Origin of the sequence: Streptomyces sp. NPDC046931, assembly GCF_040644655.1 — a bacterium.
GTDB lineage: Bacteria > Actinomycetota > Actinomycetes > Streptomycetales > Streptomycetaceae > Streptomyces.
Genome location: NZ_JBEYWX010000014.1, coordinates 142,390 through 164,520 on the forward strand (window position 1 = coordinate 142,390; position 22,131 = coordinate 164,520).

Consider the following 22,131-nt stretch of genomic DNA (forward strand, 5'->3'; position numbering starts at 1 on the left):
GTCACGCGCCCGGGCGCACTCTCCTGGCGGACGACCGGTCGATCCCGCAGCGTGAGGTGGAAAGCGAGTGGACAACGAGTGGGAAGTCGGTCGCGGCAGTACGCGGACGAGAGGCGGAACGTCATGGAGCAGAACCCGGCCGCTCCGCGCGTCGTCGTGGGTGTCGACGGATCGTCCTCCTCCTTCGAGGCACTGCGCTGGGCGGTCAGGTACGCGGCGCTGATCGGTGGTTCGGTGGAGGCGGTGACCGCGTGGGAGGTGCCCTACGGCTGGTTCGCCCCGTCCATGGACACCGACCTGGATGTGGAGAGCGCCCGGGACAGACAGGCCCAGGAGCTGCGGGAGGTGCTCGGGGACGAGAGGGCCGCCTCGGTGCGGGCCCACCTGGCGCGAGGCAACCCCACCGACGTACTCATCGAGGCCGCCGAAGGAGCGGAGGCGCTGGTGGTGGGCAGCAAGGGGCACAGCGGCTTCACCCGCGCCCTGCTGGGCTCGGTCAGTCAGCAGGTCTCGCATCACGCGCCGTGTCCTGTCGTCATCGTCCGCTCCAAGACGTCGTAGCACGGGTGCTCTAGCGGGTGCTCAAAGGGCCTCAGGGGGCGGTTTCGTCCAGGAGCCCGGGGCCGTTGCTGCGCACGTCGTTGACCGCCGTGGAGACCGGACGGGCGTCGAGCCGGCCGTCCGCGGGCGGGGTGAGCAGGGCACGGAGACCGTCGGGGTCCTGGTGGCGGGGGTCGAGCCAGGCGTCGTAGTGGTCCGGGGCGATGGCCAGCGGCATGCGCGGGTGGATCCGGCCAGCCACGTCGGTGGCCTCGGTGGTGATGATGGTGCAGGTCGTCAGCCAGGCGGCGGGGTCGTCGTCGTGCGGGACGGCCGGGTCGCGCCAGTACGCGTAGAGCCCGGCGAGCGCCATGACCCGGCCGTCCTCGGGATGGACGAAGTACGGCTGCTTGCGGATCCTGCCCGTGTCCCGGGCCCGCGTCTGCTGCCACTCGTAGAAACCGTCGGCCGGCAGCAGGCAGCGGTGCCTGACGAAGGCGCGGCGGAAGGCCGGCCTCTCGTGCACGGTCTCCATCCGTGCGTTGATCATCCGCGCGCCGGTCTTCACGTCCCTGGCCCAGGACGGCACCAGACCCCACCGCAGCGGCCGAAGCTGCCGCCGCACCGGCTCCTCGGCGCCCGCGGTGCGCGGGGCACGCTCGAGGACGGCCCACACATCGTCGGTCGGGGCGACGTTCCAGCTCGGCGCCAGGGCCTCCTCGGGGCGCCAGTCGGTGACGTGGAAGAGCCGGACCAGATCCTCGGGGGCGCGGCTGGAGACGTAACGGCCACACATACGGCCACTGTGCCACGGTGCCGGCGGGCGACGGCGGGGACACCTTCTCGGGCAACCCGCCGCATGACCCGCCGGGGCCGGCCGCCCGGGCACGGCGGGGAAGGGCGTGCACCGTACGCGTGCGGGGTACGGGGCCGGTCAGTACGGTGGCGTCCTGATGTGCGCCACGCCAGGCTCGGCCATCGGCCGGGCGGGGATGCACATCACCGACCTCGGGAGGCGGCATGGCCGGCGAGCAGACCGCAAAGCTGCCGCGCAAGACATACGAACAGGAACTGCTGCGGTTGCAGACGGAGTTGGTGAAGCTCCAGGAATGGGTGCGGACGGAGGGCACCCGGCTGGTCGTGATCTTCGAGGGGCGCGACGCGGCAGGCAAGGGCGGCACCATCAAGCGGGTCACGGAACACCTCAACCCCCGAGTGGCGCGGATCGCCGCACTTCCCAAGCCGACCGAGCGTGAACGCACCCAGTGGTACTTCCAGCGCTATGTCGAGCATCTGCCGGCGGCCGGGGAGATCGTGCTCTTCGACCGCAGCTGGTACAACCGGGCCGGCGTCGAGCACGTCATGGGCTTCTGCACGAAGGAGGAGCATCAGCTCTTCCTGCGCCAGTGCCCCATCTTCGAGCGGATGCTGGTGGAAGACGGGATCCTGCTGCGCAAGTACTGGTTCTCGGTGAGCGACGCCGTCCAGCAGGAGCGTTTCCATCGCCGCCTGGAGGATCCCGTACGGCGCTGGAAGCTCTCGCCGATGGACCTGGAGTCGATCACCCACTGGGAGGCGTACTCCAGGGCCAAGGACGAGATGATGGCGCACACGGACATCCCGGAGGCCCCGTGGTACGTCGTCGAGAGCGACGACAAACGCAGGGCACGGCTGAACATGATCGCCCATCTGCTGGCCTCGGTGCCGTACCGCGATGTGCTGCCGCCGGTGCTCGAGCTGCCGGAACGGCCGCCCTCGACCGGCTACCGGCGCCCACCGCGCGATCTCCAGACCTACGTGCCCGACCACGCGGAGAGCCTGTGACGGGGACGGCTTCGCGGCCGGCCCCGGCGTCCGGCGACCCGTCCGCCGGGTCACCGGGTTCTCTCACTCCGGGCGGAGTCACTCCAGGCGGCGTCGCTCCTCCTCGTCCCACGCGCGGGTGTCGCGCGGCTCGGTGTACGGCTCCCGGTCGGGGGGAAGGCCGCCGGCGATCGCCCGCTGCCGCGCGGTCTCGGCGTCGAACTCCAGGCCCAGCAGGATCGCCAGATTGCTGATCCACAACCAGACCAGGAAGACGATGACGCCCGCCATGGTGCCGTAGGTCTTGTTGTAGGCGGCGAAGTGGGTGACGTATACCGCGAATCCGCCGGAAGCGGCCAGCCAGATCACGAGGGCCAGGAGGCTGCCAAGGGTGATCCAGCGGAAGCCGGGGACCTTGGCGTTCGGCGCGGCCCAGTAGAGGATCGCGATCATGAGCGTCACCAGTACGGCGAGGACGGGCCACTTGGCGATCGACCACACCGTGAGCGCCGTGTGCCCGATGCCCAGCGCGCTGCCTGCCTGGCGGGCGAGCCCGCCGGTGAAGACCACCATCAGCGCGCTGACCACGGCCAGCACCATGAGCACCACGGTGACGGCGACGCGGATGGGGAGCACTTTCCAGATCGGCCGGCCCTCGGGTATGTCGTAGACGGCGTTGGCGGTGCGGATGAAGGCGGCGATGTAGCCGGAAGCCGACCACACCGCCAGGACCAGGCCCGCCACCGCCATCACGGACCCGGTGCCGCTGTGACCCTGGAGCTGCTCCACGGCCCTTGTGACGATGTCCCGAGCCGAGCCGGGCGCGAACCGTTTGAGGTTGTCCAGCAGTACGTGGGTCGTCGACCTGCCGGCGATACCCAGCAGGGACACCAGCACCAGCAGCGCCGGGAAGAGCGACAGCACCCCGTAGTACGTGAGGGCCGCGGCCCGGTCGGCCAACTCGTCGTTGCGGAACTCGCGCAGGGTGCCCCTGAGCACCGCCCACCACGACCGTCCGGTCAGCTCGGTGGGCGCGTCCGGGGCCCTGCGTTCGACCTCCGGGCCGGGTCCGGGCGGCGCGGCCGTGGGGTCCGGGCCGGACTCGGGCGCCGGCTCCGAGTCGTGCGCCGGGTCGTGCGCCGGGCCGGCGTCGCGCGCCGGGTCCGGCCCGGCCGACTCGCGGCCGTGAAGCCTCTCGTGATCCTTGGGTCCCCGTTTCGGCAGCCGTGTCATGTCTCGCCGGGTATCCCGGTCTGACGTCCTCACTCGGCTTCGGCGGGGGCCGGTTCTCCGTGCCCCGATGCCGCAGCCCGGAGGCCGGAGGCCACGGTACCGGGGCATCCTGGAGAGGTGATCGTTCTCGCCGTGCTGTTCGCGGTCCTCGGGGCCGCCAGTAACGCGATGGGCACCGCGTTCCAGCGCAAGGCGGCGTCCACGGTGGCACGCGGCGGCGGCCTGCGGCTGATACTGGAGCTCGCCCACCGGCCCGCCTGGCTGCTCGGCGTCGGCGGGGTCGTCGGCGCGGCACTGTTCCAGGCGCTGGCCCTGGTGAACGGGCCGATCGCGCTGGTGCAACCCCTGTTCGTCCTGGAACTGCCCTTCGCCCTGCTGATCGCCGCTCCCCTGATGGACCGGCGCCTGCCGAACACGGGCTGGTGGGCGATCACCTGTGTGGTGAGCGGCCTCGCGCTGGTCCTCGGGTCCGCCGCCCCTTCCGGCGTCCGGGACCAGGCGCCCATGGACCGCTGGTTCCCGGCTCTGGTGCTCTGCCTGGGTTGCATGGCGGCAGCGGTCGCCCTGGGCCGGCCCGGGCGCCCGCCGCTGTTCCGGGCGGCCGTGCTGGCCACGGCCTCGGCCATCGGCAACGCTCTGACCGCCGCGTTGCTGAAGTCCGCGACGGGCAGGTTCGCGGCGGGCGGTCTGCCCGCGTTCCTCACCTCCTGGCAGACCTACGGTTTCGCGCTGACCGGCGTCTGCGCCGTCCTGCTGCTGGAGAACGCGCTTCAGGCAGGCTCGCTCGCCGCGTCCCAGCCGGCGCTCACCATCGGGGACGCCACCGTGAGTCTTTTGCTCGGCATCACGCTGTTCGACGAGCGTATCCGCACCGGCTGGTGGTTCCTGCCGGAGGCCATCGGGGTCGGGCTCGTCGTATGGGGTGTGGTGCGGTTGAGCCACGTGGTGCAGAGCATCCGGGACGAGGCGCCGGACACCGGGGACAGGCTGCGCCGCACACCGCCCGTCCCCTGGTGATCGGGCGGCCCGCACGCCCGGTCCTGGGGCTGCCGCCGGCCGGGCCTGTCCTGCGCGGGCGCCGAGGCCGCGTGTTTGCACGTGGGGCGCCCGGGGACTCGGGGGCGCAGGAGGTAGTCGCATGAGCGTGGAGGAGTCGCGCTACGACGACACGGGTGATGTGCCACTCGGGGGTTACGCGCTGCTCGCCACGGTCTTCGCATCGGGAGTCGCGTTGTTCGCCCTGGCGTCACGGCGCCGCGGGGTGCGACTGCCCGCGCAGGTACCGCCCTGGGACGTTGCCCTCCTGGGAACGGCGACGTTCAGGGCGTCCCGCCTGCTCACCAAGGACAAGGTCACCAGTTTCGTGCGGGCGCCGTTCACCCGCCGGGAGTCCGAGGGCACGGCCGACGAGGTGCTGGACCAGCCGCGTGGCAGCGGCGTGCGCCGGGCCGTGGGCGAGCTGGTGTCCTGTCCGTTCTGCACCTCCGCCTGGGTGGCCGGGACCCTGGTCTGCTGCTACGCCTCCGCGCCACGGGCCACGCGGCTGGCATGTGCGGGCCTGAGCGCGATCACCATGGCGGACATGCTCCAGTACGCCTGGAGCCTGACGGCGCAGAAGGCCGAGGGCTGACGTCGCCTCCCGAGAAGACTCCTCACTCTGCGTGAATCACCCGGATGCCGTACACCACCGAGCCACCGGCGCCCGGCCGACGGACGCTGATCGTGGTACCGGACAGCCTTCCACGACACCAGTGAGCCGGCGTCGGCAGCAGGGGACCGATGCGCGGTCGCCCCACAGGGAGGAGACAGCAATGGCCAACGCTCTCTCACGGAAGTGGGCACACGCCGTCGTCACCGGCGGCGCGGGCTTCCTCGGCTCGCATCTGTGCGCAGCGCTGCTGGATTCGGGCGCCGCGGTCACCTGTGTGGACGACCTCAGCACCGGGCGGCGCGAGAATGTCTCCCCCTTGCTCGACCACCCGGGATTCACCCTGATGCAGGCCAATGTGGCGGAGGGGCTCGACGTCGGGCGGCCGCCCGATCTCGTACTCCACTTCGCCTCGCCTGCGTCCCCCGCCGACTACCTGCGGCTGCCCCTGCACACCATGGAGACCGGAAGCCTCGGCACGCGGCACGCGCTGGAGCTGGCCCGGCGCAGCGGAGCCCGGTTCCTCCTCGCCTCGACCTCCGAGGTCTACGGCGATCCCCAGCAGAACCCCCAGGACGAGCGGTACTGGGGCCATGTGAACCCGGTCGGCCCGCGGAGCGTCTACGACGAGGCCAAGCGGTTCGGTGAGGCCCTCACCACCGCTCACGCAGAGGCCAAGGGCACCGACACCGGCATCGTGCGGCTGTTCAACACCTACGGTCCGCGGATGCGCGGCCACGACGGCCGGGCCGTTCCGACCTTCATCCGCCAGGCCCTGGACGGGGATCCCCTCACGGTCACCGGCGACGGACGCCAGACCCGGTCACTGTGCTACGTCGACGACACCGTCCGGGGCATCCTCGCTGCGGCGGCGCACGGTATGCGCGGCCCTGTCAACATCGGCAACCCCGCCGAGATCACCATGCTCGACCTCGCCCGCCTCGTCATCGAGCTCACCGGGTCCCGGTCGGAGATCCGCTTCGTGGAACGGCCGACGGACGACCCGGCCGTGCGCTGCCCGGACATCACGCTGGCCCGCGACAAGCTCGGCTGGGAACCGCAGGTGAACGCCGAGGAGGGCCTGCGCCGCACGATCGACTGGTTCCGTGCCGCCACCGGTCGCTGACCCGGCGCAAGCGTCCGGTCGCCGGCCGGCACCGGCGCCCTCCGGGTGCCGGGCGGCTGCCGCCCGGCTCCGGCCGCACCGGGACCAGCCCGGACCCGTCACCCGGCCCGGGCCCGGGCCGGCGCTCCCCGCCCCGGCCCGGTACCGAATCCGCCCACCCCTGCGACCCCGCCCACACCCGATTTCCGCACCGCTTCAACGGCATCGTCGAAAGACCTGGGGTCCCCCTATGCGCATCCTCGGAATCAACGCTCTCTTCCACGACCCCGCCGCCGCCCTGGTGATCGACGGCCGGACCGTCGCCGCCGCCGAGGAGGAGCGGTTCTCGCGGCGCAAGCACGGGAAGCGGCCGCTGCCGTTCTCCGCCTGGGAGCTCCCCGAGAAGGCCGCCGCCTGGTGTCTGCGCCGGGCCGGCCTGCGCCCCCAGGACCTCGACGCCGTCGCCTACTCCTACGATCCCCAGCTGGCCCGGCCGGCCGAGGCGATGGGACTCGACGACCCCTGGGACCACCTCCGGCAGACCTACGCCCGCGAGGCGCCCCGTTTTCTCCAGGCCGCGCTGCCGGCCCTGGATCCCGGCATCGTCCGCTTCGTACCCCACCACATGGCCCATGCCGCCTCCGGCGCCTTCGCCGCGCCGGGCGCCGAGGACTCGTCCGTACTGGTCCTGGACGGCCGCGGGGAGCGCGCCTCCCACCTCGCCGCTCGCCGCTCCGGAGACCGGCTCGAACCCCTGTACGCGCAGGAACTGCCCCATTCGCTCGGGCTCGTCTACGAGGAACTCACCGACCATCTGGGGTTCCTGCGGTCCTCCGACGAGTTCAAGGTGATGGCCCTCGCCTCCCACGGCAGGCCGCGCATGCTGGAGGAGCTGCGCCGGCATGTGTATCCCACGGGCGACGGCGGGTTCCGGGCCACCGCGGTTCCCTGGCCCGAACTGTGCCCGCGGCGCGGGGCCGAGGAGCCGTGGACCCAGGATCACGCGGACGTGGCCGCCAGCGCCCAGGCGGTGCTGGAGGAGACACTGCTGGACCTCGTGCGCTGGCTGCACGGGAAGACGCGCCACCGGGTGCTCACGCTCGCCGGAGGCGTCGCCCTCAACTGTGTCGCCAACTCCCGTATCGCCCGTGAGGGGCCCTTCGCCCGGGTGTGGGTGCAGCCCGCGGCCGGTGACGCGGGGACGGCACTGGGCGGCGCGCTGCTGCTGGCGGCCGGCCAGGGCGACGGCCCGGAGCCCATGACCGGCACCGACCTGGGCCGGGACTGGTCGGACGCGGAGCTCGGGGCGTGGCTGAAGACAGCGGCCGTGCCGTTCGAACGGCCGCCGGACATCGCCGCCACCGTGGCCCGGGCGCTCGCGGACAACGGGATCGTCGCCTGGTTCCAGGGCCGCTCCGAATACGGGCCGCGGGCTCTCGGACACCGCTCGCTGCTGGCCCATCCCGGCCACGCGGGCAATCTCGAACGGCTCAACGACGTCAAGGGCCGGGAGCAGTTCCGGCCGGTGGCACCCATGGTGGCGGCCGCCCGCGCCGCCGAGATCTTCGACGGCCCGCTGCCCAGCCCCTACATGCTGTTCGTCCATGACGTGGCCGAGGCGTGGCGGGACCGCATCCCGGCCGTGGTGCATGTCGACGGAACGGCCCGCATCCAGACCGTGGACCCGGCGACGGAGCCGCTGCTGGCCCGGGTGCTCGGCGAGTTCGAGCGGCTCACGGGGCTGCCGGTGGTGGTCAACACCAGCCTCAACACCGCGGGCCGGCCGATGGTGGACGATCCCCGCGACGCACTGGAGTGCTTCGGCTCCTCCCCCGTCGACCTCCTTGCCATCGGCCCGTACGCGGTCCGGCGCGGCGTTCTCTTCCGCGGCGCGGACGAGAGGGAGGCGTGATGGGCGGCCGCGGGCAGCGAGCGCTGGGCCCCGGCCACGCCGACGACGCGTACGCCGTCGTGACACCGACGCTCGGCCGCCCCAGCCTGAGCGCCTGTCTGCGGGCGCTGGCCGAGGCCGGCGGCCCGCGGCCGGTCCGGGTGGTTCTCGTCGACGACCGTCACCGGACCGGCGGCGCACCGCTCACGGTCGACGTGCCGGCACCCCTGCGCGGGGTCACCAGCGTCGTGCGGGGCCGTGCCCGGGGACCGGCGGCGGCCCGCAACGACGGATGGCGGGCGGCCGGTGACGTGCCCTGGATCGTCTTCCTCGACGACGATGTGGTGCCGGGCCCCACCTGGGGCGACGACCTCGCCCTCGATCTGGCCGAGGCGACGGACGACACGGCCGCGATCACCGCCCGTATCGACGTGCCGCTCCCGCCGGACCGGCGGCCCACCGACTGGGAGCGCAACACCGCCGGACTCGCCACCGCCCGCTGGATCACAGCCGACATGGTGTACCGGCGCGCTGCCCTGGAAGCCGTCGGCGGCTTCGACGAACGGTTCCGGCGTGCCTTTCGGGAGGACGCGGACCTGGCCCTGCGGGTGATCGGCGCCGGCTGGACGGTGAGCGCCGGCGCCCGCACCACGACGCACCCGGTGCGCCCCGCCGACCGCTGGGTCTCCGTACGCCTTCAGGCGGGCAACGCGGACGACGTGCTGATGACGCGGCTGCACGGCCCCGGCTGGTGGAGCCGGGCCGGGGCGCCGCGCGGGCGCCTGCCCGGGCACCTCGCGGTGACGGCGACGGCCGCGGCGGCGCTCTCCTGCGCCGTCCTGCGCCGGCCGCGGGCCGCCGCCGTGTGTGCGGCGGCCTGGCTGGCCGGGACCGCCGAGTTCGCCCTCGCGCGGATCGCACCGGGACCCCGGACCCGGGACGAGCTCGCCACCATGGCACTGACCAGCGTGGCGATCCCGCCTGCCGCCGTCTGGCACTGGCTGCGCGGGCAGGTCGCGCACCGGCGTACGCCGGCGCTCGTCACCTACGAGGCGAGTGCGCCGCCGCGGGCGCGGCACCGGCTGGTGAGGGAGAGGGTCCGCCGATGACCGGATCTTCGTCGCTGCCCCGGCACCGGACCCCCCTCGCGCGTCCGGTGACCCGGCCCTGGCTGTTCGGCGAGCCACGGCAGGCTCCGGTGCTCCCGGGAGCCCGCCCGGCCGCGGTGCTCTTCGACCGCGACGGCACGCTCGTCCGCGATGTGCCGTACAACGGTGACCCGGCGCTGGTCGAGCCGATGCCGAGGGCGCGCGAGGCCGTGGACGCCGTGCGGGCCCGGGGCGTCCCGGTCGGGGTCGTGAGCAACCAGTCGGGCGTGGCCCGGGGGCTGCTGACGCGCCACCAGGTGGAGGCGGTGCGGCTGCGGGTGGAACAACTCCTCGGCCCGTTCGACGTCTGGGCGGTCTGTCCGCACGGGCCGGACGACGGCTGCGGGTGCCGCAAGCCCGCTCCCGGCCTGGTCACGGCCGTGTGCGCACGGCTCGGTGTCCCGGTGGAGGGGACCGTCGTCATCGGTGACATCGGAGCCGACGTGGCGGCCGCACGCGCGGCGGGCGCCCGTGGGGTACTGGTTCCGACGCCGGTCACCCTGCCCGCGGAGATCGAGGCCGCCGGTGTCACGGCCCGCGACCTGCTCGCCGCTGTGCGCCTTGTGCTGGATCCCGATCCGGGGCCCGTCCCGGGGGCGGGATCTGCGGTGGCCGCCGCGGGTGCCGTGCCGTACGTGCCGTACGGGGCCGAGGGCGCGCAGGCGGCCAGCCGGAGGAGCGAGACCGGGGAAGACGCCGGCGGTCTCGGTCCGAGCGGGGGTGGGACACGATGACCGGCTCCCGTGGGCTCCCCCGCACCCTGGTCGTCCGCCTGGACAGCGCCGGGGACGTGCTGCTGGCCGGGCCCGCCGTGCGTGCCGTGGTGGCCGGTTCCTCGTACACCGCCCTGCTGTGCGGCCCGCGGGGGGTCCAGGCGGGGAAGCTGCTGCCGGGCGTGGCCGAGGTGCTCGAGTACGACGCCCCCTGGGTCGGGCTCGAGCCGCCGCCGGTCTCCCGTACGGCGACACGGCGTGTGCTGGAGGCACTGACCGCCGGCCGCTTCGACCGGGCTCTGGTGCTGGTCTCCTACCACCAGAGCCCGCTGCCGATCGCGCTGCTGCTCAAGCTCGCCGGGGTCGGCTGGACGGCGGCCGACAGCGAGGACTACCCGGGCGCCCTGCTGGATCTGCGTCACCGTCGGCTGCCGCACCGGCACGAGGCTCTTGCGGCGCTGGACCTGGCACGGGAGGCCGGATTCGCACTGCCGCCGGGCGACGACGGGGCGTTGCGTGTGAGCACTCCGCCGGACACCACGCATCTGACGGGGTCCGGGCCGTATGTCGTGGTGCACCCCGGTGCGGCGGTCCCGGCCCGGGCGTGGAGCCCCGGACGCGCGGCGCGGGCCGCGGCCGCCCTCGCCGCCGGGGGCCACCGGGTCGTGGTGACGGGAGGGCCCGGGGAGCGGGACCTGACGGCCAAGGTGGCGGGAGAGCACGGGCTGGACCTCGGCGGTGCCACCGACCTGCGCCACCTCGCGGGTGTCCTGGCCGGTGCGCGGGTGGCGGTGGTGGGCAACACCGGCCCCGCGCATCTGGCCGCCGCGGTCGGGACACCGGTGGTCTCGGTGTTCGCGCCGGTCGTACCCGCCGAGCGGTGGGGTCCGTACGGCGTACCCCATGTGCTGCTCGGGGACCAGGAGGCGGAGTGCGCGGGCAGCAGGGCACGCCGGTGCGGTGTGCCGGGTCATCCGTGTCTCGACGGGGTGAGCGACGCAGAGGTACTCGCCGCCGTGGCCGCACTCCAGGGGAACCGGCCGGCCGGAACCCCCCACTCGGACCGCACCCGAAAGACGAACCGGGCGAATCCCGATGTGGATGTGCCGTCGGGGCCGGGGGATGTGCCCGGCCCGGGCGACGGGTCCGAAACGGAACGAGGAGCGACCGTATGAACATCCTGTTGTGGCATGTGCACGGCTCCTGGACGACCGCGTTCGTCCAGGGCCCCCACACCTACCTCGTTCCCGTGACGCCAGGCCGCGACCCGGACGGGCTCGGGCGGGCCCGTACGTTCTCCTGGCCCGCCTCGGTGCGGGAGGTGAGGCCGGAGGAACTACGGGACGCCGAAGTCGACTTGGTCCTGTTGCAGCGGCCCCACGAGCCGGAGCTGGCCGAGCGCTGGCTCGGCGGACGCCGTCCCGGTCGTGACGTGCCCGCCGTCTACCTCGAACACAATGCCCCGGACGGGGACGTCCCCCTCACCCGGCATCCGTTCGCCGACCGGTCGGACCTGACGCTGATTCATGTCACCCACTTCAACCGGCTGTTCTGGGACTCCGGCGGCACCCGCACCGAGGTGATCGAACACGGCGTCGTGGACCCCGGTCACCAGTACACCGGCCGGCTGGCCCGCGCCGCCGTCGTCGTCAACGAGCCGGTGCGGCGCGGCCGTCACACCGGTACGGACCTGCTGCCCGCCCTCGCCGAGGCCGTCCCGCTGGACGTGTTCGGCATGGGCACCGAGGGCCTGGCCACCCGTCTCGGCCTGCCCGGGGAGCGGTGCCGCAGCGCCGATCTGCCGCAGGCGGAGCTGCACCGGGCCATGGCGGAGCGCCGGTTCTATCTGCATCCGGTGCGCTGGACGTCCCTCGGCTTGTCACTGCTCGAGGCCATGCACCTGGGGATGCCCGTGGTGGCGCTGGCCACCACGGAGGTGGTCGAGGCAGTGCCGCCCGGCGCCGGCACCCTGTCGACCCGCCCCGACGTCCTGGCCCGAACCGCCCGGCACTATCTGCACGAACCGGAAGCCGCGGCCGCCGACGGCAAACGCGCCCGGCAGGCGGCCCTCGGACGGTACGGGCTCAAGCGTTTCCTCGCCGACTGGGAACGCGTGATGACGGAGGCCCGCTCATGACCTCGTCCCTCCGCCCCCTCGCCGCCGCCACCTTCCACCCGGAGGGGCCCGGCTCCCTCTCGGTCGCACTCGTCTCGGAACACGCGAGCCCGCTGGCCACCCTCGGTGGGGTCGACGCCGGCGGGCAGAACGTCCACGTCGCCCATCTCGCCGGCGCACTCGCCGACCGGGGCCACCGGGTGACCGTCTACACCCGCCGCGACGACCCCGACCTGCCGGACCGGGTGGCGCTGCGCGACGGGGTCGAGGTGCGCCATGTCCCGGCGGGGCCGCCCGAGCCCATACCCAAGGACGAACTCCTGCCCCACATGGGCGAGTTCGGACGCCACCTCGCCAGGACCTGGCGGGTGAGTCCCCCCGATGTGGTGCACTCGCACTTCTGGATGTCCGGGATCGCCTCCCTGCGGGCCGTGCGCGAGCTGGGGTTGCCCCTGCTGCACACCTACCACGCGCTCGGAACCGTGAAGCGACGGCATCAGCAGCTGGCGGACACCAGCCCCCCGGAGCGCATCGCCTACGAGACGGAGGTCGGCCTGGGCTGCGACCGCGTCATCGCGACCTGCAGGGACGAGGTCGTCGAACTGGGCCGCATGGGCATCCCCGGCGGCAGGATCACCGTCGTGCCGTGCGGGGTCGACACCGAACTGTTCACCCCGCGCGGGCCGGGCGCCGCACCCGGTACCGCCCGGCATCGGCTGCTCCAGCTGGGCCGCCTGGTTCCGCGCAAGGGCGCGGCGGTCTCCATCGAAGCGCTGACCCTGCTCCCCGGCACCGAGCTCGTCGTCGTCGGGGGTCCTCCGGCGGACCGGCTCGACGACGATCCGGAGGTGCGCCGGCTGCGCCGTGTCGCCGCGGACGCCGGTGTCGCCGGCCGGGTCCGCTTCATCGGCGGGGTGCCAACCCACGAGGTTCCGGCGCTGCTGCGGGGGGCGGACGTGGTGGTGTGCCCCGCGGACTACGAGCCGTTCGGGATCGTGCCGCTGGAGGCGATGGCGTGCGGCAGGCCGGTCGTCGCCAGCGCGGTGGGCGGCCAGCTGGACACGGTCGCGGACCCGAGCACCGGGCGGCTGGTGCCGCCCCGCGACCCGGACGCACTCGCCCGGGCCGTCGGCGAGCTGCTCGCCGACCCCGGGGCCCGTCAGGCGTGCGGTGCGGCGGGCCGGCGTCGCGTGCTGCGCCGGTACGGCTGGGGCCGGGTCGCCGCGGCCACCGAGACGGCGTACTGCGCCGTCCTGGACGCCCAGCCCGCGGTCACGGGGGTGGTCTGACACGGCCCCTGCCCGCCCGGGCCGAGCGCCCGGCCCACGAACAGCCTTCCCGACCGACCGCGCAGCACCGACGTCCGAAGGAGGTGCGGGTCCGGCCGCCGTCGACTGCGACGCGGTACGCCCGATCAGCATGACGGAACCAACGGAAACCCCTGCACTCGATGCCGCACAGCTGCACTGCCGGTCACTGGAGCGGGCGCTCGTCCGGTTGCGCCGGGACGAACTGCACCGGATCGCGGACTGGGGCGTCCGGCTCGCGGCCGTCCTCCCCGCCGGCGGCCGGCTGCTGGCGGCGGGCAACGGCGGCAGCGCCGCCCAGGCCCAGCATCTGACCGCCGAGCTCGTGGGCCGGTACCGCAGGGAGCGGCCGGCCTTCTCGGCCATCTCCCTGCACGCGGAGACCTCCAGCGTGACCGCCATCGGCAACGACTACGGATTCGACCACGTGTACTCACGGCAGGTGACGGCCCACGGCCGGCCCGGGGACGTGCTCGTGCTGCTGTCCACCTCCGGCCGCAGCGCCAATCTGATCACCGCCGCCATGGCGGGCCGGGCGGGCGGGCTGCGCGTCTGGGCGCTGACCGGGCCGGGCCCGAATCCGCTGGCGGAGGCGGCGGACGATGCGCTGTGCATCGCCGCCGACACCACGGCGACCGTCCAGGAGGCCCACCTCGTCGCCGTGCACCTGCTGTGCGAGGGCTTCGACGCGGCACTCGCCGGGCCCGCGGGGGGCGCGGGGCACCAGGCGGCGCACCGTACGGTGGGAGCCCACCGGAGGGCGTCGTGAAGGGGCCGGGGCCGCTCGTGGTGGTGGGGGACGTGCTGCTCGACGAGGACATCGAGGGCGTCGCCAGCCGTCTGTCCCCGGACGCCCCCGCGCCCGTGGTCGATGTCACCGAGGACCGGCGCCATCCCGGCGGAGCGGGGCTGGCCGCCGCGCTGGCCGCCCGGGACGGCCGGGATGTGATCCTGGTCAGCGCGCTCGGCGACGACTCCGCGAGCGAGGCCGTACGCCGTGCGCTGCGCGGCCGGGTCCGGCTGGTGGAGATACCCCTGAAGGGGAGCCTGCCGGTGAAGACCCGGGTGCTGGCGAGCGGCCGGCCCCTGGTGCGGATCGACCGGGGCGGCGGCACACCCGGCGAACCGGACGGCGCGGTGCGGGACGCGCTGGCCCAGGCCCATGCAGTGCTCGTCGCCGACTACGGCCGACGCACGGCGAGCGCGGTGCGGGGGCATCTCGCGGCCGTCGCCGCCCGCACACCCCTGGTGTGGGACCCCCACCCCCGGGGCGACGCGCCCGTGCCGCGGGCCCGGCTGGTCACCCCGAACGCCGCCGAGGCCCGCGCCCTGTGCCCGGGCGAGGGGGAATCGCTGCGTGCGTACGCCGAGCGGGGGGCGGAACTCGCCGAGCGCTGGCAGACGGCCGGCGTGGCCGTGACTCTGGGCGAGCGCGGCGCGCTGCTGGCCAGGCCGGGCACCGGTACACCGATGCTGGTCCCGGCGCCCTACCGGGCCCAGGGGGATCCATGCGGCGCCGGCGACTGCTTCGCCGCGACGGCGGCGGCGGCGCTTGCCGACGGGGCGCTGCCGGAGGAGGCGGTGCAGCGGGCCGTCGCCGAGGCCGCCGCGTTCGTGGCGGCGGGCGGTGCCGGAAACCCGGCGCTGTGGCGGACGGCGCCCGCGCCGCACATGGACACGCCACGGACCGACGCCTTCACCCTCGCGGAGCGCGTGCGGGCGCGAGGAGGCACGGTGGTGGCCACCGGCGGCTGCTTCGATCTGCTGCACGCCGGGCACGTCGGCCTGCTGGAGAGCGCACGGCGCATCGGCGACTGCCTCATCGTCTGTCTCAACTCCGACGCCTCCCTCGCCCGCCTCAAGGGCCCGGGGCGCCCGATCAACCCCGTGGCGGACCGGGTCCGGGTGCTGGAGGCGCTCGGCAGCGTGGACGCCGTCGCCGTCTTCGAGGAGGACACGCCGGAGACACTGCTGGGGCGGCTGCGGCCCGATGTGTGGGTCAAGGGCGGCGACTACTCCGTACAGGAGCTGCCCGAGGCCGAGGCGCTGCGGGCGTGGGGCGGGCAGGCGGTCGTCCTGCCCTACCTCGACGGCCGCTCCACCACCCGCCTGGCGCTGCGGGCGGCGCAGGCCGCCGTACCCCCGGGCTCACCTCCGTGAACGCCCCGGCTCGGCACAGGACACCGCCGGGGCCGGGCCGGCCTCGGGCGCTGGTGCTGCGGGCGCTCGGGCTGGGGGATCTGCTGACCGTGGTGCCCGCCCTCAGGGCGCTGCGCCGGCATCTGCCCCGGCACGAGATAGTGCTCGCCGCGCCCGAGCGGCTCACCGAGGCGGCCGCCGCGACGGGCCTCGTGGACCGGCTGCTGCCGGCGTCGGCGGCGGGCCGGGCGGTGCCCACGGACCTGGCGTGGACCGGACCGCCTCCCGATCTCGCCGTGGACCTGCACGGCAACGGGCCACCGAGCCATCTGCTCCTCCAGCGGCTGCGGCCCGGGCGGATCCTCGCCTACGCCCATCCGGGGACGCCCGGCATCCCCGGCCCCCGGTGGCGGGAGGACGAACACGAACGGGAGCGGTGGTGCCGGCTGCTGGACTGGTACGGCATCGCGGCCGATCCGGCGGAGGTGCAGATCCCGGCGCCTTCGGTCCCCTCTCCCGCGCCGGGCGCCGTCATCGTGCACCCGGGTGCCGACGCCGCCGCCCGGTGCTGGCCGAAGGAGCGGTTCGCGGCCGTGGCGGGGGAGGTGCGCCGCCGGGGTCACGAGGTCGTCGTGACCGCGGGCGCCGGGGAGGGTTCGCTCGCACGGTTCGTGGCGGCGGAGGCCGGACTGCCGCCGGCGGCGGTGCTGGGAGGCGCGCAGGACGTGCCGTTCGACCGGCTGGCCGCCCTGGTCGCGGGTGCCCGCTGTGTCGTGGTCGGGGACACGGGGCTCGCCCATCTGGCCACGGCGCTGGGCACCGCGTCGGTGGTGCTGTTCGGCCCGGTCGCCCCTCGGCTGTGGGGGCCGCCCGTCGACGCCCGTCATCGGGTGCTGTGGCATCCGGCGGGCGACGGCTCGGCCCACCCGGGGGACGCGCACGGGCGGGTGCCGGACGAACGGCTGCTCACGATCACCGTCGGCGAGGTCGTCTCCGCGATCGGCGAGCTGCTCAAACGCCCGCAAGCCACGATCGCGGGCACCCAGTGCGCGCACCCCGAAACCGACACGGAAGCCGCTGCCCTCACACGGGGCCTACGCACCCCCGGCTGATGACACACGGCGCGGGGCCGGGGCATCCCGCACCGGCCGCTTCCGCGCCCCCGCCCCGCGGCGGGGACGCGGAAGCGCGCGCCCCCGCGCCGCTGAACAAGGCGAGATCAGGCGGCCTGGCTCAGCTCCGGCTGCGCCGGGACGGCCTCGCGCGCCTCGGTGCGCACGAGCACCGGCGATACGGTGCGGCGGCGGCGCAGGGCGAAGCCCGCGGTGACGGCACCGGCGATGATCAACCCGCCGGCCACCAGGGCGCCCCGCGCACCGGCCACCTGCATCAGCAGGCCGAGCGCGGGCGGGCCGCCGAGGCCCCAGGCCGTGCTGATGGTGCCCCACACGCCGAGGACACGTCCGCGCAGATGGGGAGGCGGGTCGGTCTGCAGCACGGTCGTCCCCGCGGTGTCGGAGACGGTCTCCACCACGGCCATGGGCAGCACCAGCACCAGCAGGACGGCCAGCGACGGCGACAGCCCGGCCACGACCTGCAGCAGACCGCCGGCGGCCGCCAGGGTGCACACGAGTCGAACGGACGGCCGGCGCAGCCGGGCGCCGAGGAACGCACCGATGATGCCTCCCACGGCGAGGACCGTGGACACCGTGCCGAACGCTCCGGCACCGCCGGCGAGCGGCCCGGTCACGAGCACGGCGAGGGTCAGGCCGTAGTTCCGCCCGAACACCGCGCTGAGGCCGGTGATACCGGCGAGGGCGACGAGCCGGGGGCGGCGCATGAAGAAGCCCAGTCCCTCGCGCACGGTCATCTCCTTGGCCGGCGCCTGGCTGCCGCGCTGCGCGGGGATCGCGCGTGGGCGGCGCTCGGCGGACCGGCCGGCGCCGGGGACCGGACGCAGGAACGGGATGACCGACGCCACGAACAGGAAGGACAGCCCGTTGGCGCCATAGGCGGCGGCCGTTCCGAAGAACGCGACCGCCACACCGGCGAGCGCCGTACCGGTCAGCCGGCCCGCGCTGTGCACCAGGGAGCCCACCCCGATGGCGGAGGGCACATCCTCCGGTCGGACCAGGTCATTGCCCAGCAGGGCACACGCGGGAGCGTCGACGGTGGCGACGAGACCAGTGACGGCGGCCAGCGCCAGCAGCGCCGGCAGGTCGAGCCGGCCGAAGGCGACCAGGACGGCCGTCACGAAGGCGACGGTGCCGAGGAGCACCTGGCTGACCGTGGCGGTGACCTTCCGGGGCCAGCGGTCGACGGCGGCACCGCCCAGAAGGCTCACCAGCAGGGCGGGAGCGGCCTGCACGGAGATCGACAGTCCCGTGGCGGCGGCGGACCCGGTGATCTGCAGCACCAGCAGGTTCTGCACGGTGAGCTGCATCCAGGTGCCGGCGTTCGACACGAAGTTCGCCAGGGACCACCAGCGCATGCTGCGGTAGCGCAGGGAACGCCACGGGGAGGTGGACTCGGTCGGCGGCGGGACGGGGGCGGAGGCAGGGCGGGGTACGGAAACGGCAGGGAAAGAAGGCACAGTGATGACTCGGATACGGTCCCGGAGGACTCACAGAGAGGAATCGGCGGGAGCTCGGTGAACCGGGCTACGCTGCGCGGTCGCTCCACCAGATCTTGCGGTGGCCGTGCTCTGCCCGGAGTCCCTCACGGAACCCCGGCGAATACGGCCTCTTCATCGTGGGGAACGGACCGCCGAGTCGTCCACCGAGTGCTCTCGGCCGGGGCGCCCGGACAGCGGTAAGTCCCCGACGATATCGGGGACTTGCCGCTGCCTGTGCACTTGCTCACAAGGGCCGGCCGCCGTGGCTCAGGCCTCCGGTTCCCGGGTACCGGTTGTCAACCTCACTCCCCGGCGTCGTCCGTCTCGGGGCCGAGGCCCTCCTCCTCGGCCTCGTCGCCCTCGCCCTCCGCCTGCGAGGGTGTGGTGCGCGGCGGCTGGTCGGCGTCGCCCATCTCGTCCGGGAACCGCTCGCCCTCCGCCTGCGAAGGCGTGCTCTCGCTCATCCGTGTCTCCTCCGGCTCCTCCGGGGCGTCTCACGTCGCCAGGAACGTCTCCTGCGACTGCTGCATACGCAGGTCCTCCAGCGTGCTCAGCTGCCTTTCGGCCCGTGCGATGAGGTCGTCGAGCCGCGCCGGGTCGAGGCGTCCGTCACTCTCCGCGACCCGGCGCAGCGTCCGCCATCCGGCTGCCTTCCCCTCCACTCCGAGCCGGAGCAGCTCCAGTTCGACCAGTGAGGTGAGCGGGGAGCGGCCGACGAGACGGCCGTTGGGCTTCAGGCGCCCCGCCAGCTCCAGCGCGGCTGCCGTCCAGACCTTGTAGCGGCGCGCCGGAACCCCGAGCCTTCTCATGGTCTCGAGCAGGGCCTCGCGGTCCTCCGCGATCTCGGCCGCGATCGGCGCGAGCGGCGCGCCGAGCGGAGAGCCGCGCAACGACCTGGCCAGGTACGCGGAACGGCGGATCCCGACGGTGGAGCCCGCCAGGTGGTCGTTGAGGTAGATGCCCAGCAGGTCGGTTCGGGTCCGGCGGGCCCGGCGCGCGGCGGTCGCGCCGGCGCTCCGTACATCGCTCATCGCGCCTCACCCCTTTCTCCGCGGTGCGTCCGCGGATGGACACGGGACTGTCGAGTACCCACGCCACCTGCGCCCCACCCGCTCCCGGCCCCCTTCCTTCGCCGCCTCCCGTGAGGCAGCCGGCCCGGCGGGCCGGCTGCCTCCGGTGATGCTCCGTTTGCGGGGAAAACCGACAGGTCACGCGCGGCGCGCCCGCTTCGGGCCGCGAGACGGGCAACCGTGTCAGGGCCGCCGTCGGTCGGTGGCACCGGGTGGAGAGAGGAAGTGTCCGATGGAACCGGTCACCGTGCTGCCGCGCGCACTGAGCGCCGCCGGCGCCGGCCCGGGCGACCTGGACGCCGCCCGGGCCCAGATGGGGTTCTCCCTGGCCTGGCACATCGTGCTGGCCTGCCTCGGTGTCGGACTGCCGCTGCTGACCCTGATCATGGAGTGGTGGGGCGGGCACACCCAGGACCCCTCGTACCGGCTGCTGGCCCGCCGGTGGGCCCGGGCCATGGGAGTGCTCTTCGCCGTCGGCGCGGTGTCCGGCACGATCCTCAGTTTCGAGCTGGGCCTGCTGTGGCCGGGCCTGATGGGCATCTACGGTCAGGTGATCGGGCTGCCGTTCGCCCTGGAAGGCATCGCCTTCTTCATCGAGGCGATCTTCCTCGGGATCTACCTGTACGCGTGGGACCGGCTGGCGCACCGCCTGCACCTGCTCACGGGCGTGCCCATCGTCGTCGCCGGGGTGGCGTCGGCCTTCTTCGTCGTCTCCGCGAACGCCTGGATGAACCAGCCCCGGGGCTTCACGGTGCGCGGCGGCAGGGTCGTTCACGTGGACCCGTGGGCGGCCATGCTGAACCCGGCGACACCGCCACAGACCACGCACATGATCCTCGCAGCGCTGATGGTGGCGTGTTTCCTGACCAGCAGCGTGTACGCGGTCGCGCTGCTGCGTGGCCGCCGGGACCGCTATCACCGAATCGGCTTCACGGTTCCCCTGGCCCTGGGCGCCGTCATCACCCCCGTCCAGCTGGTCGTCGGTGACTGGGCCGCCCGCTTCGTCGCCCAGTACCAGCCGGTGAAACTCGCCGCGATGGAAGGGGTCTACCGCACCGGAAGCCACGTCCCGCTGACCCTGGGCGGCATCGCCGGCAAGAACGGACTGCGGTACGGGCTGGAGATTCCCAACGGGCTGTCGCTGCTGGTCGGATTCAGCCCGGACACGGTGATCCAGGGACTCGAACAGGTGCCGCCCGGCGACCGGCCCCCGGTCACGGGGGTTCACCTCGCCTTCGACCTGATGGTCGGCTGCGGCATGTTCCTGCTCGCCGTCGGCGTATGGCTGCTCGTGCTCGCGCTGCACCACAGGCGCCGCCGCGCCCCTTGGCTGGAGGGCATGGGCCGCCCGCTGCGGGTCTTCCTCGCGCTCGGGGCCCTCACCGGTCCCGCGGCGGTCGTGGCCCTCGAGTGCGGCTGGACGGTGACCGAGGAGGGACGTCAGCCGTGGGTGGTGTGGGGCCTGCTGCGCGTTCGCGATGCCGTGAACGTCGCTCCGGGGCTGGCGATCGGCCTGTGGCTGGTCGTCGCCGTCTATGTGCTGATGACGATCGGCACGGTGTACGTGCTCCGGCGGCTGACGCGGGACCGGCCCGTCCCCGTCGCGCCCCAGGAGAGCGACGTGGAGGAGTACCCCGTTGTCTGACCGCTCACCCACCGGGTCCGCCAGCTCCCCCGAATCCGCCCGCCCCACCGGGTCCATCCGCCCCACCGGGTCCATCCGCCCCACCGGCTCCGCCGGCACCACCGAGACAGGGGGACGCTGATGCTGGCCAACGCGACACTGGCCGTCATGTGGGTCGGTTTGACCTGCTACGCCCTCTTCGGCGGCGCCGACTTCGGGGCGGGTCTGTGGGACCTTCTCGCCGGTGGGAGCGAGCGCGGCAGAGCGCCCCGTCGGCTCATCGAGCACAGCATCGGCCCGGTCTGGGAGGCCAACCACGTGTGGCTGATCTTCGTCGTGGTCCTGCTGTGGACGGGCTTCTCCCCTGTGTTCGCGGCCGTGATGTCCACGCTGTACATCCCGCTGACGCTGACCGCCCTCGGGATCATCGCGCGCGGCGCCGCGTTCGCCTTCCGCAAGGTCAGCACCGAGGTGTGGCAGCAGCGGCTGTTCGGCGGCTGCTTCGCCGTCTCGTCGGTGGTCACGCCCTACTTCCTCGGCTCGGTCGCCGGAGCGGTGGCCTCCGGGCGCGTCCCGCCGGGTCTGGCGAAGGGGAACCTGATCACCGGCTGGCTCAATCCGACGTCCGCGCTCGGCGGTGTGCTGGCGATCCTCACCTGCGCCTATCTGGCGGCCGTGTATCTCAGCGGGGACGCCGCACGGTCCGGTGAGGCGCACCTGGCGGCCTACTTCCGGCGCCGGGCCCTGGCCACGGGGGTGGTGACCGGGATGGTGGCCCTGGCCGGCATCGCGATTCTGCACGCGGACGCCCCGCAGCTGTTCCACGGCCTCACGCACCGGGCGCTGCCCGTGGTCCTGGTGTCCGCCGTGCTGGGCGCGGTGAGTCTGGTGCTGCTGCTGCGCGCCGAGATGACGTTCGTGCGGGTCACGGCGGCGTCCGCCGTCGCCGCCGTCCTGTGGAGCTGGGGAGTCGCCCAGTACCCGGCCATGCTGCCCCCGTCGGTCACCGTCGCCGCCAGCGCCTCCGAGTCCTCCGTGCTCGGCACGAGCCTCGGCGCCCTGGCGGTCGGCGCGGTGCTGCTCGTCCCGTCCCTGCTGTGGCTGTACTCCCTGTTCCAGCGCCGCCCGGCCCCCACCGAGGACCGGCGCGGCTCCTGAGACCCGCGGGCGGCACCGCAGG

General features: G+C 74.0%; 21 protein-coding genes. 16 read left to right on the plus strand and 5 right to left on the minus strand.

All coding sequences use genetic code 11. The features are described 5' to 3' along the window. The first annotated feature begins 123 nt into the window (after nucleotides 1-123). The gene (locus ABZ876_RS23835; RefSeq protein ID WP_361784612.1) at nucleotides 124-561 is read left to right on the plus strand and encodes a universal stress protein; all 438 of its coding nucleotides are present in this window, start codon (nucleotides 124-126) and stop codon (nucleotides 559-561) included. 31 nt (nucleotides 562-592) lie between these two features. Here the strand turns inward: ABZ876_RS23835 and ABZ876_RS23840 are convergent, their stop codons facing one another. Then, nucleotides 593-1,336 (minus strand): SOS response-associated peptidase, encoded by a 744-nt coding sequence (locus tag ABZ876_RS23840; protein WP_361784615.1) that lies wholly within the window; start codon nucleotides 1,334-1,336, stop codon nucleotides 593-595. A 224-nt stretch (nucleotides 1,337-1,560) separates the two neighbouring features. Here ABZ876_RS23840 and ppk2 point away from each other — a divergent pair, with 224 nt between their 5' ends. Further along, nucleotides 1,561-2,364, plus strand: coding sequence for a polyphosphate kinase 2 (ppk2, locus tag ABZ876_RS23845; RefSeq protein WP_361784618.1), 804 nt, complete (start codon nucleotides 1,561-1,563; stop codon nucleotides 2,362-2,364). A 78-nt stretch (nucleotides 2,365-2,442) separates the two neighbouring features. Here the strand turns inward: ppk2 and ABZ876_RS23850 are convergent, their stop codons facing one another. Next, nucleotides 2,443-3,576 carry a YihY/virulence factor BrkB family protein gene (locus tag ABZ876_RS23850; protein ID WP_361784621.1) on the minus strand — a complete coding sequence of 378 codons (1,134 nt, stop codon included), beginning with the start codon at nucleotides 3,574-3,576 and terminating at the stop codon, nucleotides 2,443-2,445. 117 nt (nucleotides 3,577-3,693) lie between these two features. On the opposite strand from ABZ876_RS23850, the gene ABZ876_RS23855 reads away from it, so the two are divergent. From ABZ876_RS23855 to ABZ876_RS23910, 12 genes are all read left to right on the plus strand, one after another. Beyond that, on the plus strand, nucleotides 3,694-4,593 hold the full coding sequence (locus tag ABZ876_RS23855; RefSeq protein ID WP_361784624.1) for a DMT family transporter: 900 nt from the start codon (nucleotides 3,694-3,696) through the stop codon (nucleotides 4,591-4,593). A 121-nt stretch (nucleotides 4,594-4,714) separates the two neighbouring features. Continuing rightward, complete coding sequence (locus tag ABZ876_RS23860) at nucleotides 4,715-5,206, plus strand: DUF1360 domain-containing protein (RefSeq protein WP_361784627.1); 492 nt, start codon at nucleotides 4,715-4,717, stop codon at nucleotides 5,204-5,206. Between the two features lie 181 nt (nucleotides 5,207-5,387). Then, entirely contained in the window at nucleotides 5,388-6,350 is a 963-nt protein-coding gene (locus ABZ876_RS23865; RefSeq protein ID WP_361784630.1) for an NAD-dependent epimerase/dehydratase family protein, read from the plus strand. 229 nt (nucleotides 6,351-6,579) lie between these two features. After that, nucleotides 6,580-8,241: a carbamoyltransferase C-terminal domain-containing protein gene (locus ABZ876_RS23870; protein ID WP_361784633.1), complete on the plus strand. Its 1,662-nt coding sequence runs from the start codon at nucleotides 6,580-6,582 to the stop codon at nucleotides 8,239-8,241. Continuing rightward, nucleotides 8,241-9,329 carry a glycosyltransferase gene (locus ABZ876_RS23875; protein ID WP_361784635.1) on the plus strand — a complete coding sequence of 363 codons (1,089 nt, stop codon included), beginning with the start codon at nucleotides 8,241-8,243 and terminating at the stop codon, nucleotides 9,327-9,329. The genes ABZ876_RS23870 and ABZ876_RS23875 overlap by 1 nt, the downstream gene beginning before the upstream one ends. Further along, nucleotides 9,326-10,102, plus strand: coding sequence for an HAD-IIIA family hydrolase (locus ABZ876_RS23880; protein ID WP_361784637.1), 777 nt, complete (start codon nucleotides 9,326-9,328; stop codon nucleotides 10,100-10,102). Before ABZ876_RS23875 ends, ABZ876_RS23880 begins: the two co-directional genes overlap by 4 nt. Next, nucleotides 10,099-11,256: a glycosyltransferase family 9 protein gene (locus ABZ876_RS23885; protein WP_361784639.1), complete on the plus strand. Its 1,158-nt coding sequence runs from the start codon at nucleotides 10,099-10,101 to the stop codon at nucleotides 11,254-11,256. Before ABZ876_RS23880 ends, ABZ876_RS23885 begins: the two co-directional genes overlap by 4 nt. Next, complete coding sequence (locus ABZ876_RS23890; RefSeq protein WP_361784642.1) at nucleotides 11,253-12,218, plus strand: glycosyltransferase; 966 nt, start codon at nucleotides 11,253-11,255, stop codon at nucleotides 12,216-12,218. Before ABZ876_RS23885 ends, ABZ876_RS23890 begins: the two co-directional genes overlap by 4 nt. Continuing rightward, a complete protein-coding gene (locus ABZ876_RS23895) occupies nucleotides 12,215-13,486 on the plus strand; it encodes a glycosyltransferase (protein ID WP_361784645.1) in 1,272 nt (423 codons plus the stop codon). Before ABZ876_RS23890 ends, ABZ876_RS23895 begins: the two co-directional genes overlap by 4 nt. A gap of 130 nt (nucleotides 13,487-13,616) precedes the next feature. Beyond that, a complete protein-coding gene (locus ABZ876_RS23900; RefSeq protein WP_361784648.1) occupies nucleotides 13,617-14,273 on the plus strand; it encodes an SIS domain-containing protein in 657 nt (218 codons plus the stop codon). Continuing rightward, entirely contained in the window at nucleotides 14,270-15,664 is a 1,395-nt protein-coding gene (gene rfaE2 / locus ABZ876_RS23905; protein ID WP_361784651.1) for a D-glycero-beta-D-manno-heptose 1-phosphate adenylyltransferase, read from the plus strand. Before ABZ876_RS23900 ends, rfaE2 begins: the two co-directional genes overlap by 4 nt. After that, on the plus strand, nucleotides 15,661-16,755 hold the full coding sequence (locus tag ABZ876_RS23910; protein ID WP_361784654.1) for a glycosyltransferase family 9 protein: 1,095 nt from the start codon (nucleotides 15,661-15,663) through the stop codon (nucleotides 16,753-16,755). Before rfaE2 ends, ABZ876_RS23910 begins: the two co-directional genes overlap by 4 nt. Before the next feature lie 107 nt (nucleotides 16,756-16,862). Here ABZ876_RS23910 and ABZ876_RS23915 read toward each other — a convergent pair whose 3' ends face one another. The 3 genes from ABZ876_RS23915 to ABZ876_RS23925 form a co-directional block, all read right to left on the minus strand. Then, on the minus strand, nucleotides 16,863-18,236 hold the full coding sequence (locus tag ABZ876_RS23915; RefSeq protein ID WP_361784657.1) for an MFS transporter: 1,374 nt from the start codon (nucleotides 18,234-18,236) through the stop codon (nucleotides 16,863-16,865). A gap of 323 nt (nucleotides 18,237-18,559) precedes the next feature. Further along, nucleotides 18,560-18,721, minus strand: a complete 162-nt coding sequence (locus ABZ876_RS23920) for a hypothetical protein (RefSeq protein WP_361784659.1) — start codon at nucleotides 18,719-18,721, stop codon at nucleotides 18,560-18,562. 30 nt (nucleotides 18,722-18,751) lie between these two features. Continuing rightward, complete coding sequence (locus ABZ876_RS23925; protein WP_361784662.1) at nucleotides 18,752-19,288, minus strand: hypothetical protein; 537 nt, start codon at nucleotides 19,286-19,288, stop codon at nucleotides 18,752-18,754. 271 nt (nucleotides 19,289-19,559) lie between these two features. Here ABZ876_RS23925 and ABZ876_RS23930 point away from each other — a divergent pair, with 271 nt between their 5' ends. Together ABZ876_RS23930 and ABZ876_RS23935 are read left to right on the plus strand one after the other, a co-directional pair. Continuing rightward, a complete protein-coding gene (locus tag ABZ876_RS23930) occupies nucleotides 19,560-20,972 on the plus strand; it encodes a cytochrome ubiquinol oxidase subunit I (protein ID WP_361784664.1) in 1,413 nt (470 codons plus the stop codon). A gap of 120 nt (nucleotides 20,973-21,092) precedes the next feature. Then, nucleotides 21,093-22,109 (plus strand): cytochrome d ubiquinol oxidase subunit II, encoded by a 1,017-nt coding sequence (locus ABZ876_RS23935; protein ID WP_361784667.1) that lies wholly within the window; start codon nucleotides 21,093-21,095, stop codon nucleotides 22,107-22,109. Nucleotides 22,110-22,131 lie beyond the last annotated feature (22 nt).

Bases quoted from the DNA above. Each gene is read 5' to 3' on its own strand.
- ABZ876_RS23835 (WP_361784612.1), top strand. From the start codon at position 124: ATGGAGCAGAACCCGGCCGCTCCGCGCGTCGTCGTGGGTGTCGACGGA.
- ABZ876_RS23840 (WP_361784615.1), bottom strand. From the start codon at position 1,336: ATGTGTGGCCGTTACGTCTCCAGCCGCGCCCCCGAGGATCTGGTCCGG.
- ppk2 (WP_361784618.1), top strand. From the start codon at position 1,561: ATGGCCGGCGAGCAGACCGCAAAGCTGCCGCGCAAGACATACGAACAG.
- ABZ876_RS23850 (WP_361784621.1), bottom strand. From the start codon at position 3,576: ATGACACGGCTGCCGAAACGGGGACCCAAGGATCACGAGAGGCTTCAC.
- ABZ876_RS23860 (WP_361784627.1), top strand. From the start codon at position 4,715: ATGAGCGTGGAGGAGTCGCGCTACGACGACACGGGTGATGTGCCACTC.
- ABZ876_RS23865 (WP_361784630.1), top strand. From the start codon at position 5,388: ATGGCCAACGCTCTCTCACGGAAGTGGGCACACGCCGTCGTCACCGGC.
- ABZ876_RS23870 (WP_361784633.1), top strand. From the start codon at position 6,580: ATGCGCATCCTCGGAATCAACGCTCTCTTCCACGACCCCGCCGCCGCC.
- ABZ876_RS23875 (WP_361784635.1), top strand. From the start codon at position 8,241: ATGGGCGGCCGCGGGCAGCGAGCGCTGGGCCCCGGCCACGCCGACGAC.
- ABZ876_RS23880 (WP_361784637.1), top strand. From the start codon at position 9,326: ATGACCGGATCTTCGTCGCTGCCCCGGCACCGGACCCCCCTCGCGCGT.
- ABZ876_RS23885 (WP_361784639.1), top strand. From the start codon at position 10,099: ATGACCGGCTCCCGTGGGCTCCCCCGCACCCTGGTCGTCCGCCTGGAC.
- ABZ876_RS23890 (WP_361784642.1), top strand. From the start codon at position 11,253: ATGAACATCCTGTTGTGGCATGTGCACGGCTCCTGGACGACCGCGTTC.
- ABZ876_RS23895 (WP_361784645.1), top strand. From the start codon at position 12,215: ATGACCTCGTCCCTCCGCCCCCTCGCCGCCGCCACCTTCCACCCGGAG.
- ABZ876_RS23900 (WP_361784648.1), top strand. From the start codon at position 13,617: ATGACGGAACCAACGGAAACCCCTGCACTCGATGCCGCACAGCTGCAC.
- ABZ876_RS23920 (WP_361784659.1), bottom strand. From the start codon at position 18,721: ATGAGCGAGAGCACGCCTTCGCAGGCGGAGGGCGAGCGGTTCCCGGAC.
- ABZ876_RS23925 (WP_361784662.1), bottom strand. From the start codon at position 19,288: ATGAGCGATGTACGGAGCGCCGGCGCGACCGCCGCGCGCCGGGCCCGC.
- ABZ876_RS23930 (WP_361784664.1), top strand. From the start codon at position 19,560: ATGGAACCGGTCACCGTGCTGCCGCGCGCACTGAGCGCCGCCGGCGCC.
- ABZ876_RS23935 (WP_361784667.1), top strand. From the start codon at position 21,093: ATGCTGGCCAACGCGACACTGGCCGTCATGTGGGTCGGTTTGACCTGC.